The sequence below is a fragment of the Botrimarina hoheduenensis genome, assembly GCF_007859815.1.
Taxonomy (GTDB): Bacteria; Planctomycetota; Planctomycetia; order Pirellulales; family Lacipirellulaceae; genus Botrimarina; species Botrimarina hoheduenensis.
Genome location: NZ_SJPH01000005.1, coordinates 141,882 through 159,591, shown reverse-complemented (window position 1 = coordinate 159,591; position 17,710 = coordinate 141,882). Strand labels below are relative to the sequence as shown.

Sequence of the window (17,710 nt, the reverse complement as noted above, 5' to 3'; positions counted from 1 at the left end):
TCGATCGACGCTCTGCTTAGCACCGCTGGCGAGATCCCATCGCTGTAAGGCTCGCAATGCCGATCAAGAGGAGGATCGCTAGGGAGGGTTCCGGAACGCTGTTAGCGTTTGCCGGCGACATCATCCCGAAGTTGTTTTTCCAGATTTGGTAGTCGGCTTGGCTGTAGACACTCCCCAGCCCGTCACGCCAGGTGGTGTAGTCGGCGATATCGACTTGGCCATCCGCGTTGAAGTCGCCGGGGATCGCCAGGCCCGATACCTCGAGCACCAGTGCGGTAGGCGTGTACTGGACATCCCACAGGTAGCCGGTGGGAAGAGTGAGCGAGCTAAACACGCCGCCGCGTTGTTCGTAGGTCAAGATCTCGAAACGATCGCCGATGCTCGGGGCGAAAAGACCGGCACCTGCGTTGATGAGCGAAACCGCGAGGTCCCCCCGCAGCACGGCCGATCCGTCGATCAAGAGTTGATCGTATTCGGTTCCGGCGGTTACCCCCCCCAGGCCGATTTCGAGCAGTGCGTTTTCGCCGTGCGCGTAGCGGCCCTCCAGGGTCAGCACGCCCGCGCCGGCTGCCCCCGGTGCGATGATGCCCGCGATCACCTCGACTTGTCCGTCGATCGGCCCGCTTCCCGTGCGTACCAGGCCAGTGCCCTCCAAACGCCCGCCACGGATATCGAGGTACTGCGTATCGAGAACGCCGTTGGTTAATTCGATCACAGCACCGGTTTCAAGCGTGGTGCCGGAGAAGGTTGTCAGCTTGGCACCCGCGCCAATCGCGATCGTCATTCGCTGGCCCGCGGTGCCCCCTTTTGCAAAGATTTCGCTGGCCTGTTGTTGCCCGGTGACCACCGCACGCTGATCGCCGCCCGCGACGTGCTCGACACGGGTGACGCTCAGATAGTTGGGCGTCGCGGCAGCGTTCCAAGATCCCCCGGCAGACCACGGTGCCGCAGAACTTGCTGAGACCCAAGTGAAATTGGTCGTTACCGGATCGCTGATGTAGACGCCGGGGCTGGCACCGCCACCTCCGGTGGAAGGATTGGGGTCAATCACCACGTTGCGGCGCGCGAGCAGGTTGGTGCCGACAATCCCTTCCACGATGTTGCCCGGGTCAGACGGGTCGGTAACGTCCAGCACGATCACCGGCACGTTGGTCGCGGTGATGCTGCCACCCAACGCCACAAGGGTGATTTGATCGACAAAGAACCCCGGCACGTTCTCTGCCAGTCCGCCCGAGCCAACAATCGAGATCGAGAATTCGGGTTCATCGATCGTCACATCAAAACCCAGCAACAGGGCGTTGAGTTGCGACACCACGGTAACACTGGCACCCGTGTCAAAAAAGAACTGCTTTTGACCCAGACTGGTTCCTGAGTTGGAGGCGTTCACATTCAGAAAGAGGCCCCCCGAGGAAAGGGTCGGGGTCGAGGGATCCTCTTGGGGATTATCGAGGTCGAAGTTAACGATGTTTGGCAGATAAGCCGGCGGCTGCACAAAGGTGGCACCCGGATTGAGGCTCAAGGGTGCCTTGCGCGTGATGGTTCCGCCGCCGCTACCCAGCGGCTGGAAATCGATCGAAGGTGTGCGGATCGTCTTGCCGTTGAGCTCGAAGACCTGTGGCAGGTCGTTACGAATCCTCGTGGCGTACTGGCTCGCGAAGGGAAGCCCCACCACGTTGGGCAGCGGCGATTCGGGGGGGAACTTGATCGTTGCGGTATTGGTTTGGCCTCGCAACGCCGCGTTGTTCATCGTCAGAGCGGCACCCTGCCCCGTCCGATTCTGTAAGCCGCCAACGTACAGCCCGAACGGGTCGTTGATCGGCGCATCGAGTTGCCCCGTGGCACCACCGATCGTGACGAACTCGGTCCCTTGATAGCCGTCCGGTTCGCCCGGCGAGGGATCGCCCAGGCCAAAATCGTCAAACGCTTGACTGGTGAGCAGCGAGAAGCCGGCACCCGTATCGAGAAGTGCAATGTCGTAGCGGGGCGTGCCGCCAGCCCCCAACAGCGTGGCGCTACCGGTGCCGATCTTGGCGGTCGGAAAGAAATTGAAGTTATCGTCGTACTCGTTCGTCAGCGCGATTCCCACCATCGGCAGGTAACCATCGATGGGCACCTGGGCCGTCAAGAACGAGCAACACAGCATCCAGCCGCAGGCAACGAGCGGCAGGGTGCGGACGATAGGGTGAGCAGGCCGAGAGACGAACAAAGGGGGCAAGCCTAACCTAGAGATGACGGACGAAGCACGAACCGGGGGAGCCTCACCCACTTGAGCGAGACTTATCCCTGTACCAGACAGGCTAAATGCCACGGTAAGGGGGGTCAACGAATTGGTGTTTATCGCAGGCGTTCTGGCCTTTAGCAGGCGTTTTCCAGCACACGGAACAAAATGTTGCGGGCCGCCGCGACATCCACTCGGACAGCTACTTCGAGGTTGGGCTTGCCGTCGGGACGGGACCGGCGGTCGAAGACCGTTGCTCCGATCGTCAGCTCGCCTGCTGTTTCCACGTCGCCGTGCATGAGATCCGTCGCAAACAGTTCGGGATTGGTGGCAAACAGCACAGCGGCAATATCGTGCAGACAGACCCCCTCCATACCAAACCGCTCACGATAAGCCCGATAAAAGCCCGGCAACAATTCGGCCAAGAACGTCGCGGTACGACTCGTCCGGGCACGGACAAACTCGAGCAGATCGTAGCCGAACACCATCTGCTCACTGATATCGAGCGGGACGACCACGATTGAGGCCCCGGCCTGGAACACCTCGCGTGCCGCACCGGGGTCACAATAAGCATTAAACTCGGCCGCCGGGGTCGCATTCCCCCCGACTCTGACCGAGCCGCCCAGCACGATCACCTGCCGCAGGGAACGTGCGATGTCGGGCTCAAGGGTGAGCACGGCGGCCACGTTAGTCATCGGTCCGGTGCTAATGAGCGTGATTTCGCCCGAGGCGTTTCGCACCTCGTCAGCGATCACCTTGACCGAGGCGTGTCGATTGGCTTTTTCGGCGACCGGCAGCTCGATTCCCGCCAATCCGTTGGGGCCGTGAAGGTCGCGGGCGTCGCTGCGCAGCGGTTGCAGCGGGTCCGCGGCACCGATCCGGGGCCACCTTGTCGGATCGATCCGTTCGATGATTGCCTGCACGTTGCGGCTGGCTTGCTCGGGACCCACGTTGCCCCCGGTAGCGGTCACCGCCACAACTTCGAGCCCCGGGTCCGCGAGGGCCAGGCAGAGAGCAACGGCGTCGTCGACGCCCGGATCCATATCAAGAATGATCTTGCGCGGCATGGTTCCGAGTGAGAAGGCCGAGGATTGGGTTAACCTAACGTCCCACTAAGAAGCGGGGGCACGCTAGGCGTCCGACGGGCTTGTACTTTATCCTTCAGGTCCGCCACGGCTGCAATGCGGATCCGCGCCGCTCCCCTCCCTTTCGCCCCCAGCGCCCGATGGCTAACGCTCCCTTGCCGCTCGACGCGATCCTCGGACGCCTCGCCGCGGGCGAGGATCTCTCGCTCGCCGAGATGCGCAGCACGATGGACGCGATCATGTCTGGTCAGGTAGCTGCGGCTCAGATCGGTCTTTTTTTGACCGCGCTGGCGCACAAAGGCGAAACGGCCGACGAGGTGGCAGGAGCCGCTTTGTCGCTGCGTGAGCATATGACCCCAATCCGCACCGGTCGTGTGGGCTTGGTGGACACCTGCGGAACAGGAGGCGGGGGCTCAAAAACCTTCAACATCAGCACCACGGCGGCGCTCGTCGCGGCAGCCGCCGGAGCCAATGTCGCCAAACACGGCAACCGCAGCGTTACCAGTCGGACCGGATCGGCCGACGTGCTGGCCGAGCTCGGCGTCAACATCGAGGCCTCGCTGGCTCAGGTCGAAGCCTGCCTGGACGAACTGGGGATCTGCTTCTGCTATGCCCGCCTCCAGCATCCGGCGATGCGGCACGTTGCTGAGGTGCGCAAACAGCTCGGCGTGCGAACGATCTTCAATGTGCTCGGACCGTTAGCCAATCCCGCCCGTGCCGAGTACCAACTGCTGGGTGCGGGGCTTCCGGAGTTGCGTCCACTTCTGGCCGGGGCGATGCGTGTGCTGGGCTCCCAGCGAGCGCTGATCGTGAGCGGTGCCGATGGCATGGGCGACGTCACCAGCAGCGGACCGACCCACGTTAGCGATGTCACCGCTGCGGGCGTTCACGAGTATGTCTGGACTCCCGAGGACTTCGGAGTCGAGCGCAGCGGGACCCTCGGCCTTGAAGTCGAGAGCCCCGCCCATAGCGCGGCGGTGATCCGAAAGGTTCTTAAGGGGGCTCACGGCGCGGCCCGCGATATTGTTGTGCTGAACGCCGCGGCCGCTTTGCTCGTGGCAGGCGTGGTTAGAACTCCCGTGGAAGGTGCAAGCCGCGCTAGCGAGGCCATCAGCAGCGGTGCTGCCGCTGACCTTCTGGCTCGCCTCGCAGAGCGGTCGCACGCGGCCGCATAACTTGCCGAACCCTCAGGGTGGCTCTGCCGTAGAGAGGGCAGAAGCGGTGGCCCGTCATCGCACCGGCGGTGCGGATTGAGCCGTTGCGTTTGCCCCCTCCTTTATCTTGCTCCTCGTCTTCGAGCCTAGCGGCTCGCCCTTGAAGCAACACCGGAGCCGATTATGCCCACCAATTCTCTTGCCCTGCGAGCTACCCAACGCGTTGCACGCGACGCCTCGGAGGCGATCCGCTACGCGTGTCGGCAGCTCAGCGATCACTGGACCGTTGAAGAACGTCAGCAGCGGCAGATTGCCGCCGACAGGATGCAGGCCGATTTGGCCACGACCTTGGGGCTCAGGCAGCAGCTCGCGTACGCGCCGGTGCCACGCCGTTCGTAAGCGGCAGGGCGACTTAGAGCGTTCCCCCTACACCAAGCCGCTGAGCGCCCCTTCGCCACAGAAGTCGGCGTTGCCAAACGACTTGATCGGATGATCAAAAGCGTTGGCGAGCCACATGAGCAGCCGATTGTGGGGCGTCTTGCCGAAATCGATCGCGCGCCCGCCGCGCAGCCCCCAGCTCTGCTGACTCGTGCCTCCAACGAGCACGAAGGGAATGTTGTCGCGGGTGTGACTGTTGCCCTTGCCCAGCTCGTTCGTCCACACGATGAGGGTATTGTCGAGTAGCGATCCGGACCCGTCGGGCTCGGGCGTCTCGGCTAAGCGGGTAGCTAACCTCGCCACCTCTTCGCAGTACCAGCGGTTGATCCGGGTCAGGCTTTCGACCGCTTCGAGATCGGTGTCAGGGCGGTGCGAGAGCTCGTGGTGACGTTCTTCGACGCCGAGCCATGCCATCCGCGCCTGGCCCACCGACCGGGTGTACTGAAGCGTCGCGACGCGCGCAAAATCACAAGCGAAGCTGTTGACCATCAGCTCGATCTGCATGCGACTGAGCTTGGGCATGTTTTCGTCCTTTTCGGAAACACCCGACTCCAGCTCGGGCACGATATGGTTAAGTTCGGCTGACGCGGCGTCGGCGGCGAGCTGCCGTTCCATATCGCGGATCATGCTGGCGTGTTCATCCAGCAGGCGGCGATCTTCCTCACTCACGAGCGACCGCACCTTGGCGAAGTCCTCGCTCACCGCGTCGAGGATTCCACCAAGGGCCTTTCGGTCGCGGGCATCGCCGTAGAGTTTGCCGAGCATCTGATACGGGTCGTCGATCGGAGCGATCGGCTTATTGCGGCCCGCGTATACCATCCGGGTCCAGGTGTCGGCGGTGTCGGGCACGTACACGCCAAACTCGAGCGAACCGAAGCGGGTACGGGTCTCGGGCCTTTTTTGCAAGAACTCGCGGATCTCTTGATCGATCGAATTGCCGCTGGACCAGCCGGCCGGGGTGTGTGAGCCGCCCTGCACATTGCCGGGCAGTAACTCGACGCCGGTCAGCAGGCAGCCGATGCCACGCATGTGGCCATCGCCGTCTCCGTTGATCTGGTTGCACAGCCCCTTGAGGACCAGCGTCCGATCGCGATGCGGTGCCAACGGTTCCAAAATTTTCGGCAGCTCAAGCGGCTCGCCCGCAGCGCTTGCCGGAGGCCAAAAGTTATCGGGGATTATCCCATTCGGGCTGAAGATGATGACTAAGCGTTGCTTGGCACGGCCGGTTGGCGCTGTGGCAAACGCCGAGAGATTCGCCAGCAAAGGTGCCAGCGCCGGGCTCAGACCGGCGACACGAAGAAACTCGCGACGGCTAGGAGAAGTCATGAGCGGCATGGCGAACCGATCCTTGTCGCAACGCGACGCTGGGGACAGAAACGGAAGGGCAAAGACATCGGGCGAATCAGCACTTCGTGGGTTTCGGATAGCGCCTCACCGCGGCGAAAAAAGGATTCTACTTAATCCGCCATGGCGGCGGTCACGGCCGCGCTCACCAGCAATCGACGAATACTAAACTGGTGGTCGCGAAAGTCTTTCAGCAAGGCGTCTTGGGTTGCTTGGCCGTAGGCGAGCATCGGCTGCTTGGTCAGGTGTTCAAACAGTTGGGTAACGAACGAACGATGCACATCGGGCGAATCCGCGAGGTACTTCGCCAGGTCGCGGCTGCCGCGTAGCTTGATCCGGCTGCCATCCGTTGCAACATATCCGCCCGATGTATCCACGGGCTTGCCGAGATCCACTTGGCGAACGCGCCCCACCGCATCGAAGTGTTCGAGCGTGAATCCCAGGTCGTTGATCAGTACATGGCACGACTGACACTGGTGGGGGCTGGTCTGCAGCGACACCCGCTCGCGTGTTGTCAGCTCGGGCGACAACTCGGGGGCCAGCGGCGCGACCGCCTCGGGCGGAGGCCTCAGCGAGCGACCCAAAATGTGCCGCGCAAGAAACACGCCCCGGTGGATTGGCGAGGTGTCTCGATAATAAGAGAGAGACGTCACCATAAACGGATGCGAGACGACGCCCGAACGAAGATCGGTCTCGGCGGGGGCTTCGATAAACGCTTCGGGATCTTGCTGCTGTGCGGGATCGATCCCTTCGATTCCTAAGAATTCTGCTAGGCGGACGTTCACGTACAGTCGATCGCTCAGAAACAGCCGCCGCAAGTCGCTGTCTCCCTTCCAAACAACGTCTTCGAGGAACAGCTCTAGTGAGCTTCGCATGTCGGCCGCCACGCGATCGTTGAAGTCGGGAAACGCCTCGGGGTCGCGTGAGAGCTGGGCCACATCGTCTAGCCGCAGCCATTGGCTGAAGAAGTCAAGCACCTTAGCGCGAGTACGCGGATCGCTGAGCATTCTTTCGGCCTGCCTGCGGGCCGCTTCGGTATCGCTTAGGCCGTTGCGTTTAGCGGCTTCTTGGAGAGGCTTGTCGGGCAGCGAATCCCACAAGGCTAGCGCCAATCGCCCCGCGACGCGCGCGTCCGTCTGCGATGCATCAAGGGCGTATCCGATCTCGGGATAGAGGAACCGCGGGCTCTTTAAGATCGCCAGCAGCGCACGCTCCGTCGCCCATGCCGTGCTTGGTGAATCGCTCTCGACGTCGGCCGGGGGGCCTTCTTGGGCGGCAAGCAATCCGGCTGCCGCGCTCTGGAAGTACCGCTCAACGAAGCGCCATCGTTCGTCGTCAGTAAGCTTGCGGCGAAAAGCCTGTTCCGCCATCTGCAAGCAGAAATCTTGCGCCGCGATGTTCGCTCGGGCCTGATCGAGCTCCGCCTCTTCGGGCTTGAGGCCTGCTAATTGATCGAGCTTGTCGATAACCGATTCAGTTGTCTCGAGTGCGGCCGCGGTTACGGCCTCGTCCCAGGCGCGTGAAACCGAGGCCCCTCGCACGTACCCGACGCTGCGATCGTCGGGCGGGAACGCGACATCGGTGATCTCGATCTGCGGATAGAAACTCGTCGAAAGAAAACGGGTCGGTATCGCCTCATCGACCCCGTCGGGACGTCGCCAACCCAGGGTGAGCTCGGGGTCGTCCTGAGCGATCCGCGCAGTGCTCAGCGCGATCGGATAGGCGCGTCCTCCCAGGAGCTTCGTCCGCGCACGCAACTCGGTTTGCTCGTCCGAGCGAACTCGTTCCGCGATGATTGGCTCCGAGTTGATCCACAGCTCGACCCCTCCCGCGGTTCGGACAAAAAACTCGTACTCGCCGGTCTCGGGCGCGTAAACCGAGCCGTCTACGTGCACGTGTACATCGATCCGGTCGTTGCCGAACTCTTCTTTGCCTTTGGCCGTTGGATCGAGATACGACTGGTCCAGCGACTTCAGGTCCGACAAAAAGAAATCAACCTTGGGTAGGACAAGATCGACGGGTTGATCGACCACGCCCGTGTTAACCCGTTTGGTGAACTTAACCGTCAGCCCCCGCTGATCGCCCCACTGACCTTGCCAACGGAAGCTGCCGACGAGATCGGCGATTGATTGTTCGAGTTGGCTCACGGTGAGCCTCGATAGCTCGCGTCGCGGCGGCCGATTGCGTGCTTGCGCAAAGGGCGAGTAGAAGGCGTCGTAAAGGTAGCGCGCTACGGCCTCCGCGTCTTCGCCGGAGCACGCTTGAGGATCCCCCTCGGGCATCGTGGCGGAAATGATTCGTGCCAACTCGGAGGGTGGCAAATCGCCCCGCAGCGGAATGCTGTAGTAGTCGGTCCCCTGCCCCAACTCGCCGTGGCATTCGACGCAGCTTTGCTGAAAGATCTGGGCACCGCGGTCCCGGTCGGATGCCAAGGACTCGGTAGGCAGAATCAAAAAAACGACGGCTGCCGCCCAAAACGCTCGTCGATTCTGAGTGCCGTGCTGCCTCATCAACGAGCTGCCCCTTGGGGAAAAGCCTGTGCCAGCCGCAATCGCCAGCCATTCCGTAAATCTAGGCTAGGGGCAAGAACGCAGAGGGTCAAACTAAATTGCCCCCCACGAGTGGGGTGTCTTTGGCCCACGCCCTGCCGCGCGCTTTACTTGTCAGCAACCTTGCCCCAGGTATCTCGGAGGGTGACCGTTCGGTTGAAGCACGGCGCGCCAGCCCGGGAGTCGATCGGATCGACAAAGAAATAGCCGATCCGCTCAAACTGATAGCTCTCCCCGGCACACGCCGTGGCGAGGTCCGGCTCGAGCTTGGCGGTGAGTCGTTCCAGCGAGTGCTTATTAAGGTTATGGAGGAAGGTCTCACCTTCGGGCGCGCGATCGGGTTCTTCCACGCCAAAAAGGTGATCGTAGAGCCTCACTTCGGCTTCGACAGACCCTTCGACGGGCACCCAGTGGATGGTGCCTTTAACCTTTTTGCCTTCTACCAACGCCGTGGTGTCCGGGTCGAAAACGCAGCGTAGCTCCACGACCTCACCGGTGGCGTCTTTGATGACTTCCTGGCAGATCGCCATACCCGCCCCGCGTAGCCGAACCGCACCACCCGGCTTGAGCCGGAAGAACTGTTTGGGGGCGTCTTCCATGAAGTCGTCCTGTTCGATCCACAACTCCCGGGTCAGCGGCACGCTACGTGAGCCCAGCTCAGGATGCTGCGGGTGATTGTCCAGCTTGCAGACCTTGACCGAATCGCTCGGGGGCAGCGCGGAGCCATCGGCGTAGCCCGTCAGCACCAACTTGAGTGGGCGCAATACCGCCATCCTTCGGGGGGCCGTTTCGTTCAAGTGATCGCGGACCGCGTCTTCAAGCCACAGCATATCGATCGTGCTGTTCTGCTTGGTGACCCCGATCCGTTCGCAGAAGGCGCGGATTGATTCGGCCGTGTAACCGCGGCGGCGCAACCCGCGCAGGGTCGGCATCCGGGGGTCGTCCCATCCCGCAACGTGCTTCTCTTGCACTAGTTGCAGCAACTTGCGTTTGCTCATGACCGTGTAGGTCAGGTTGAGCCGCGCAAACTCGATCTGCCGCGGGCGTTCGCCCGGCAACAGCTTGAGTGCCTGCAGGCGGTCGAGATACCAATCGTACAGAGGCCGATGATTCTCGAACTCGAGCGTGCAGATCGAGTGGGTGATGCCTTCCATGGCGTCTCCCTGGCCGTGAGCCCAGTCGTAGGCCGGGTACAGGCACCACGCGTCGCCGGTTCGCTGGTGTGAGGTATGCTTGATGCGGTACATGACCGGATCACGCAGGTTGACGTTTGCCGCGCTCATGTCGATCTTTGCGCGGAGCGTCTTCGCTCCATCGGCGAACTCGCCCCCCCTCATCCGCTTGAAAAGGTCCAAATTCTCTTCAACCGAGCGGCCCCGATAGGGGCTTGGGGTGCCTGCTTCGGTCAGCGTGCCGCGTGTCTCGCGCACTTGTTCGGCGGTTTGATCGCAAACGTAGGCATGGCCTGCCTTGATGAGTTCCACCGCCCAGCCGTAGTGGGTCTCGAAGTAATCGCTGGCGTGATACAGGCGGCTCTCCCAATCGGCTCCCAACCAGCGGACATCGTCCATGATGGCATCGACGTACTCCTGCTCTTCCCGGGCAGGGTTCGTGTCGTCGAAACGCAGGTTGAAGCGCGGGCCCTCGGGGCCGGCGTATTCTTTCGCCAAACCGAAGTTCAGGCAGATGCTCTTCGCATGACCGATGTGCAGGTACCCATTGGGCTCGGGAGGGAACCGCGTGTGCACGTGCTTCACCCTGCCGGCAGCCAGGTCGGCGTCGATCTGCTGCTGAATAAAATGACGCGAAGCGGTGGGGGTCTCTTCCGTAGACATCGCGTGGCAGGCGGCAATAAAGGGGGGGTGGGAAGGCGGTTTCGCCTAATCTACCAAGCTGGCAGCGGCCTGGTGAGTCCCGCTGTTAGGGCCCGGCCCCCCGCGCTGGGACTGGTCGAGTGAGTTTTAGGGGTTGCCCGGCTGGGCGGTGGCCACGCTACACCTCTTCGGGCGTCCGCGAGAGGCCAAAATGATGGGCTGCCAGAGTGAACCCCTCTTGCGTCACCACATGCAGCTTGCGCTTGATGCCGGCGATGTAGTCGCGAACCGTCGAGGGGCTGATCCCCAACGCGTCGGCCGTCTGCTTGGCGTCGGCCCCGCCGGCGATCAGCGCCAGCACGTGCCGCTCGCGGCGCGTCAGTTCCCCCTCGAACACGCGATGGTAGGAGCACAGCACCTGCCCCCCTTCGCCGAGCGGGTACAGATGCATCGACAGCTTGAAGATGCGCCCGTCGTAACGCATATGCGTTATGAATTGAGACTCCTTCCGAAACATGCACGCCTGGACAAACGCCTCGCGGCACGCCTCGCTGTCTTCAGACGTGCACCACTCCCACGGCTTTTGACCGACATACTCAGGCACGCGCGGGTGCAGCACACAGGTGCCATCGGCGGAAACGATCAGAACGTAACTCTCGGCAAGGCTGGCTTGCGAGCTTGAGTCGAGCGGCATCAGAGTTTCTGTCGTGGTCAGGTCGAAAGGTTTCCCACAAATAGCACACGCCTGTCGACTTGCTGTCGATAGCGGGTGCTACCACTGCCACACGATAATAATCCACGGGGGCGAAGCGGGCTACGCCGGGCAGATCTGAGGAGGTTTGCCAGGCGGATGCCGGGGCTATCGCTTCGCCCCCCTTTGGTGTCCTCGGTGGCCGACGCTGTGGCAGGCGGCTCGGCCGACCGTGCGGAAATGGGCGTGCTCAGGAGCGAGCGACGCGTCGGGCGGAGGAGCGTCGCAGGGAATTGCGCCGCTCCCCGCCTCCGCCGGCGGCTCGCGTTAAATGACGACACCATAAAAAAACGGCCGAGGGGGCGTGCCCCCCGGCCGTCGGTCGTAGCGGAAAGTATCACCGAGTTTCAACGGCGGCGACGAACGCCGGCCAGAGCGCCAACGGCGAGCAAGCCCAGCGAAGCCGGTTCAGGAACCAACTCAATCATCACGTTGTCGATGATGATTTCCGTGTTCGGGGTCGGCGGAATCCGCATCCCCTGGTTGCTGCTGGGGAACGGGTCGCCGATGCCCAAGCCAACCAAACCGGTGATCGGGCCCGAGGCGATAACGTCGGCCACGGTGGTGCCGTTGAGCGAGTAAATCACGCGGTCGCCGATGACCAGCAATCCCACTTCAACCCAACGGTGCTGCAGCACGCGGCCGGGGGTCGTCTCGCCGCTGGGGCCGGGAGTTAGCGGGGGCAGCACGTCGGAAAACGACTGTGCAAGCTGCGTATAAAGCGCGGCGTCGGCGTTGAACAGATCAACGGGCGAGCCGATGGCACCGTTGCCTTCAAGGACAACGTAATCGCCATCAGCAGCGGTGTCGGAGTCAGTGAGTCCGCCAGCGAACACGCCATCGGTCTCTTCGTTACCAATTTCCGAGCCACGCAGGTAATGCTGGAAAGGCAGATTGCCCGAACCGATACCGACGAACGAGTATTCGGTCGATCCGCTGCTGGACGGATTTGCGTACAGGTCGAAAGTGATTTTGACCGGCTTTGAACCATCAATGTTGACGCCGCTAATAAAGGCGGTCAGTGCGTCTTCGGTCAAGAAACGACCACCAGTGCCAGAGCTGGTCTTCCCCCGATCTATGTGCCAGTCGCTATGAGAGAATCGGGATGATTAGATGGTAGTCCGTTGGGCAGCTGGAGCGGAGGGGCCTGCGAAGCCGTAGGCTGAGCAGGGCCCGGAGCGGAAGCGGCCCAACGGGCGGCGGAACTCGTCTAGGCGTAGTAGCTGTTGAGCCGGATTGGCTACTCGCTGGCGAGCATCGCTTCGTACCTCGCCAGACGGTTTCGGTACTTTTCCAATGATTCGGGCTGGCAGTTCTCGACCACGCCGCGCTGCACCTCGACCGCCTTTTGTGGGTTGCCTGTAGCGGCGAGTGCCATCGCATAAGTGTCCAGCAGGCTGACACCCGGCTTGCGGAGGGCGATCGCCCGCTCGCACAGCTCCAGCGCCCGCTGCGGGTTGCGCGCCGCGGGGTCTTTGGCCGCCACGTAGATCCAGGCCACTTCCGCAATATGGGCATACTCGTAGTGCGACGCCTGGGCGAGCAGTCGCTCGTAGTCTTGCGCCGCCTTGGCGTCGCGGTCGAGCTTCGCCAGCAAACGGGCGCGGCCCCACAGCAGCTGCTCATCATCCGGGCGCACTGAGAGCATGGTCGCGTACAGGAAAAGGGCCTCGTCGGTGTCTCCCGCTTCCTTCCGCTTGCCAAGTTCTGCATCCAGCGCTTCTCGCTCTCCGCCATCGTTGATGACACGATAGGTGATTGGCTCGGTGGAGGGCTCTTTGCCGACGAGCACCGCGCGGCGAGGTTTAATGTCACGGTAAAAGTTAGAGCGACCCTGCTCGGCGGGCTCTTCAATAACGACAAGATCGAGCCAGAAAGCTTCCTGCGGCCCTCGGCAGGTGAACGTGCCGTCCGCCGCCAGAGGAACTCGGTCGAAACCGTATCCACTGAAGTCATCACCTGCGGGCTCAGGGTAGTTGTGCAATTGGGCAATCATCGGCCTGCCGGGACGCACCGGCTCACCGGTCAGGTCATCGATCAACTGAACGCGCAGCAATCGGCCTGTGGTTGCGATCAAGTCGGGCGCTGTGATTCCGGAGGAGTCCTCCGCCCGCACCAATTTTCCTTCGGGCAACAGTTCGTCGGACACCTCGACGTCAAGCGATGGCGATTTTCTCGCGCGAATCAGGTACTCCCCCTGTGGCAAGCTATCGAAGGCGTAGCGGCCCGAGTCGTCGGTCGTCGTCGTCTCGTATCCGAGCCGAGACATGCCGAACGCATCTGCTCCCAACGAGGCACGCGGCAAGAGTCGTTGGCACTGTGCTTCGATGTAGTAACCAGCGCGTGGCTCGCCATCGACGCCGAGCACGCGGCCTGAGATCGACGTGCGCGGATGAACGACGATCGTCTGCTCGCACGGAACCCTTTCAATCCGTGCCGACGCCACAGCATAATCCGGGTGCCGTACGATGAGACTCCGCGCCGGCGCCAGTCTCTGCACGCCTCGGGTGGCTTCAAACCAGGCTTGGGTGAACTGTTCGATGCCCTCAACCGCCTGCTGATGGAGTCCCAGGTCATCCCCCGGCGCCAGATTCTCGATGACCCGCACGCCATTTTCATCGGTCACTAGCGTGGGATCATCAGCCCTAAAAGCGTCGCTGGAGCTAAGCACCGTCGCCCCCACAACGGGGCGGCCCTCGTGATCGACAACTCGCACTGTCAGCGTGGCCGCGGGTCGCATCACAATTTGACCGGTGCCCCCGTGCTCAAAGACGCTGGAGGCCATGAGACGGCCGTCGTCGATGAGCCCCGTCGCGTAGCCTGGCGCTTCAGCGCGGACACGCAGGATCGACCATCCTGATTCGCCGCTCCGAGCTGGATCGATCGGCAGGCCCTTAAACAGGCAGACCCCCGCAGCGTCGCTTTGCCCTTCGGCCAGCAGTCGGCTGTCGACTTGCCCCGGACTCGTGGCGAACAGTTGCCGACATTCGAGCCGCGCGCCGACGATTGGCTGGCCAGCCTCGTCGACGCACTCGATGCGCAGGACACCGGGGCCGGGACCCTGCTCTGGGGCTTTATTGATCTCCGTCGGCTGAATGTCGCTCGACGCAACGAATTCAGCAACCGCTGTAACGCCACTCGTCGGCACAGGCCAGGAAGCGGCCCCGGCGTCTTCCACCTTCGCCGCTTCCGCCGCCGCCTTGCGGCACCATTTGGCGGCTTCTTCGGCGTCGCCGGCGTCGGCGAACGCCTCGGCGATCAGCTCGTACGCCTCGGTGAGGATTGCCGGGTCGCGCGGGTTGTCGGCGGCGGCCAATCGGGCGCGGAACTCCAGCACCTTCTGCTTGACGCCCGGTAGAGCGCACAGACGCTGCCCTTCGCGCGTGGTGCAGCCGAACACCACGCCGGCCAGCTTGTCCCAATCGCCCAGTTGCTCGGCACCTCGCGGCTGGAGGAAGAGCCGTTGGCTAATCGGCTGGCCTGCTTCGAGGATCACTTCCACATCGCGGCTGCCGAGGTAGACGGGCAGCTCAAATTCCTCGCTAACAACTACCAGCCGCTCACGTCCCACGGGCAGATAGAGCGTCGCACGCCCTTGGTCGTCAACCTCCTGCCAAAACTCGGGGGCATGGTTGCGATCGATCGTTGCTTCATAGTCTCCCGCCACGAGCGCGCGATCAGCGCGTACGAGAGGGTCGCAGTAGATCTGTGAGCCGCTGTTCCACCACTGCACATTGGGGCACGCGACCACCTTGACGCCGGTGACCGGCTGGCCATCGAGATCTACCGTCTGCACGTCGCAGCGCACGAGGGGCTCCATCGGCAACACGAGCGGCGTTCCGAACTGCTCGGGCCGGAAGACGTGGGGCCGCTCATACGGATCCTTGTCGCGGACCTGGGTTTCTTCCGGCGGCGCCGTGCCGTTGGTCGCCTTGTATCCCTGGCAGAGGGCGATGAGCTGGATCGCCGCGTCGGCCGGCCAGTCTTCGATCGTGAACGCGCCCGCGGCGTCGACTTCGGCCCAGGTAAACCACATGCAATCGGGGCCATCGCGGCTGGGAGCGAGCGTAACGGCATTGACCCGGCCATCGATGATCGGCCGGGGCGCTTCCTCGCCCAGTAGGCCGTGGATTGTCGCCGCCGGGACGAGGCTCACGGTCTGAGCGATCGACTGCCCTTCGTGCAGATCAAGCTCCACGAGCGGGCTGAAGTGCGTCGCGCGGCCGTCCACGATTCGCACCACACGCAGCACCTGTGGACCCGCCGCCATCGGCGGAAGCGAGAGGGTGTTTTCCTCGCGCTGCGGCTGCGTTCCCTCGCTCAGCATACGGCCATCGGAGGCGACGATGTGCAATTCAGCGGCGTCGGCCGGCTGGCCATCGATCAGCGCGCTGACCGCCACGCTGGCTCCTTCGCTGAGGCGGATCACCTGCGGAGAAGCTTCTGTTGGCACGTCGATATGCCGATCGCCAACCTGTACGTAGTCGGGGTGATCCACACGGACCGTAACGGAGATCGTACGGACCCCTTCGTCCGAATCCCGGAAGTGCGGATAAGCGATCGTCGCTTCCCCAGCGGCGTCCGTCGTGACCGCTACGGGACCGAGGGAAGCCGGATCGTCTTCGTCCTTGCGCCACCAGCCATGTCCTTGCGAGGAACGGAGCGCCCAGGGCGTGACGCGGGCATCGGCGATCGGCTGACCCGCGGCATCGACCAGCCGCACCGTGAACGTTTCGACACTCTGCGGCAATGCCTGTTCGGGGGGCGCGATTTTGATCTCGGCCGGGCTGAGCGTAACCAGTGACGCCACCAACGCAATCGAACCGAACGCCAGGCCGCACGCCGCGCGCCAGCGGCGCGTGGTCTTCCGGATGACGGTCAGACGGTGATCGAGGAGCACCACCAACCGGCGGCGCAACTGCGAGGGGCCCTCCCACAGCCCGGCGGCCCCCGCCAGGCGGGGGGCCTGTGGCTGGCCGGCAAGCTCGCGCGCCCAATTAACCAGTCGTTCGGCGTACGCTTCGCGGCTGCTGAGGTCTGCGGCGGCAGCGTCGGCGAGTGCCTCTTGATCCAGCCGTACGCGGCGTCGGAGCAACCAGTACAGCGGGTGCATCCATAAAAGGGGCAGCAGCGCCCGCAGTCCGGCGAGCAGCCACAGGTCGCCGTGCCGAACGTGTGCGAGCTCGTGTTCGAGCAGCGTCAGCAGATCGTCGTCGCTAGCGTGAAGGGCAACGGTGCGGGGCAGCAAGATCGTCGGAAGTCGTAGGCCGATCGCCACGGGGGCGGCAAGCCGATCGCTCACCAGCAGCCGCGGCGCGGGGCTCGCCCCGCTGAGCCCCGCGACCAGCAGCTGGCAACGTTCCGGTGCCGGAGAGGCCTGCTGAACTAGGCGGCTGCCGGCCCGCCATCCTAAGCCAAGCCAGGCCAAGACCACTGCCGTGCCCGTCGTCAGGAGTGCGGCACCGGCGGTTACGAGGAGTGCGGGCCAGTTGATCGGCGGTGCCGGCGGCGTGATGCTCGATGCTAAGGGCGGCGCTTCCCACGTCGCGGGGTCTGCCGTGGCCGGGAGCCGAACTGAGTTCGGAGCGGAGAGGGGTGCCTCGAGGTTGACCGTGGCGGGCAAGGCGGGCAGTGCCGCTGGGGATGCGATCACGGCGGCGGGGGGGGCCGCGGTCAGGGCCCACAGCGACCAGCCGGGCAGCGCCGCCAGAAAAGCCAGCAGCCCGAGGCTGGCAATGGTCGCCCAAGCGAGCGTCAACCGCCGTGCAGGCTGGCGTAGCAACCCGCCGAGCAGCAAAGAGACCGTTAGCAGGAACAGCGCCCCCAGATGGAAATCGGCGAGGGCCGTCACGACTGCGCTTAGCTCCTGCTCCCAAACTTTTAGCAAGGACATCATGCTCCTCCTTTCGGGCGATCGGAACGCTTGCTGCCGCGGGGGGCCGCTTTGCCGGTTTTTTGCTTGTCGCGTGCCCGGGTGATCATCGCCTCGAGCTCGTCGAGTTCCGCCGCAGAGAGGCGACGGTCGCCTAGGGCATGAACCAGGTACTCGCCCACGGCACCATCGAACACCCGATCGAGAAACCCGCCCGCGAGCTGACGAAAAGTCTTCGCGCGCTCGATCAGCGGCCGATAGACGTACGCCTTGCCTTGCCGAACATGGTCCACGAGCCCCTTGTGCTCCATGACTTGTAGAAGGCTCAGGACAGTTGTGTAGGCACGCCGATCGTCGGCCGAGTCGATCGCCTGGGCGATCTGGCGGACGGTGGCACCGTCGGAGCCCGCTTGCTGCGCCTGCCAGAGCACCTTCAGGGCATCGAGCTCGCGCTCGGTAGGTTGAGGGTCGTTCACGCGTGGGGG

The 17,710-nt window shown here is 63.3% G+C and carries 11 protein-coding genes; 2 read left to right on the top strand and 9 right to left on the bottom strand.

Translation table 11 applies throughout. The features are described from left to right. Window positions 1–16 precede the first annotated feature (16 nt). Window positions 17–2,206: an aspartyl protease family protein gene (locus tag Pla111_RS12655; protein WP_231931005.1), complete on the bottom strand. Its 2,190-nt coding sequence runs from the start codon at window positions 2,204–2,206 to the stop codon at window positions 17–19. A gap of 149 nt (window positions 2,207–2,355) precedes the next feature. After that, window positions 2,356–3,285, bottom strand: coding sequence for a nucleoside hydrolase (locus Pla111_RS12650; RefSeq protein ID WP_146574814.1), 930 nt, complete (start codon window positions 3,283–3,285; stop codon window positions 2,356–2,358). Between the two features lie 158 nt (window positions 3,286–3,443). Here Pla111_RS12650 and trpD point away from each other — a divergent pair, with 158 nt between their 5' ends. Both trpD and Pla111_RS12640 read left to right on the top strand, forming a co-directional pair. Further along, window positions 3,444–4,478, top strand: coding sequence for an anthranilate phosphoribosyltransferase (gene trpD, locus Pla111_RS12645; RefSeq protein ID WP_146574813.1), 1,035 nt, complete (start codon window positions 3,444–3,446; stop codon window positions 4,476–4,478). 162 nt (window positions 4,479–4,640) lie between these two features. After that, complete coding sequence (locus tag Pla111_RS12640; RefSeq protein ID WP_146574812.1) at window positions 4,641–4,856, top strand: hypothetical protein; 216 nt, start codon at window positions 4,641–4,643, stop codon at window positions 4,854–4,856. A gap of 27 nt (window positions 4,857–4,883) precedes the next feature. On the opposite strand, the gene Pla111_RS12635 is transcribed toward Pla111_RS12640, so the two are convergent. From Pla111_RS12635 to Pla111_RS12605, 7 genes are all read right to left on the bottom strand, one after another. Next, window positions 4,884–6,230, bottom strand: a complete 1,347-nt coding sequence (locus Pla111_RS12635; protein WP_197525007.1) for a DUF1552 domain-containing protein — start codon at window positions 6,228–6,230, stop codon at window positions 4,884–4,886. Between the two features lie 122 nt (window positions 6,231–6,352). After that, a complete protein-coding gene (locus tag Pla111_RS12630) occupies window positions 6,353–8,671 on the bottom strand; it encodes a DUF1592 domain-containing protein (protein WP_231931003.1) in 2,319 nt (772 codons plus the stop codon). A gap of 224 nt (window positions 8,672–8,895) precedes the next feature. Beyond that, a complete protein-coding gene (locus Pla111_RS12625; RefSeq protein ID WP_146574810.1) occupies window positions 8,896–10,623 on the bottom strand; it encodes a glutamine--tRNA ligase/YqeY domain fusion protein in 1,728 nt (575 codons plus the stop codon). 157 nt (window positions 10,624–10,780) lie between these two features. Beyond that, complete coding sequence (locus Pla111_RS12620) at window positions 10,781–11,296, bottom strand: helix-turn-helix domain-containing protein (protein WP_146574809.1); 516 nt, start codon at window positions 11,294–11,296, stop codon at window positions 10,781–10,783. A 404-nt stretch (window positions 11,297–11,700) separates the two neighbouring features. Next, window positions 11,701–12,390 carry a PEP-CTERM sorting domain-containing protein gene (locus tag Pla111_RS12615; RefSeq protein ID WP_146574808.1) on the bottom strand — a complete coding sequence of 230 codons (690 nt, stop codon included), beginning with the start codon at window positions 12,388–12,390 and terminating at the stop codon, window positions 11,701–11,703. A gap of 203 nt (window positions 12,391–12,593) precedes the next feature. Beyond that, window positions 12,594–17,246 (bottom strand): M56 family metallopeptidase, encoded by a 4,653-nt coding sequence (locus tag Pla111_RS12610; protein WP_197525005.1) that lies wholly within the window; start codon window positions 17,244–17,246, stop codon window positions 12,594–12,596. Then, window positions 17,246–17,701 carry a BlaI/MecI/CopY family transcriptional regulator gene (locus tag Pla111_RS12605; protein ID WP_146574806.1) on the bottom strand — a complete coding sequence of 152 codons (456 nt, stop codon included), beginning with the start codon at window positions 17,699–17,701 and terminating at the stop codon, window positions 17,246–17,248. The genes Pla111_RS12610 and Pla111_RS12605 overlap by 1 nt, the downstream gene beginning before the upstream one ends. Between the last annotated feature and the right edge of the window lie 9 nt (window positions 17,702–17,710).

Excerpts from the sequence above, each read along its gene's own strand:
- Pla111_RS12610 (WP_197525005.1), bottom strand. The coding sequence starts at position 17,246 with ATGTCCTTGCTAAAAGTTTGGGAGCAGGAGCTAAGCGCAGTCGTGACG.
- Pla111_RS12635 (WP_197525007.1), bottom strand. The coding sequence starts at position 6,230 with ATGCCGCTCATGACTTCTCCTAGCCGTCGCGAGTTTCTTCGTGTCGCC.
- Pla111_RS12620 (WP_146574809.1), bottom strand. The coding sequence starts at position 11,296 with ATGCCGCTCGACTCAAGCTCGCAAGCCAGCCTTGCCGAGAGTTACGTT.
- Pla111_RS12640 (WP_146574812.1), top strand. The coding sequence starts at position 4,641 with ATGCCCACCAATTCTCTTGCCCTGCGAGCTACCCAACGCGTTGCACGC.
- Pla111_RS12650 (WP_146574814.1), bottom strand. The coding sequence starts at position 3,285 with ATGCCGCGCAAGATCATTCTTGATATGGATCCGGGCGTCGACGACGCC.
- Pla111_RS12625 (WP_146574810.1), bottom strand. The coding sequence starts at position 10,623 with ATGTCTACGGAAGAGACCCCCACCGCTTCGCGTCATTTTATTCAGCAG.
- trpD (WP_146574813.1), top strand. The coding sequence starts at position 3,444 with ATGGCTAACGCTCCCTTGCCGCTCGACGCGATCCTCGGACGCCTCGCC.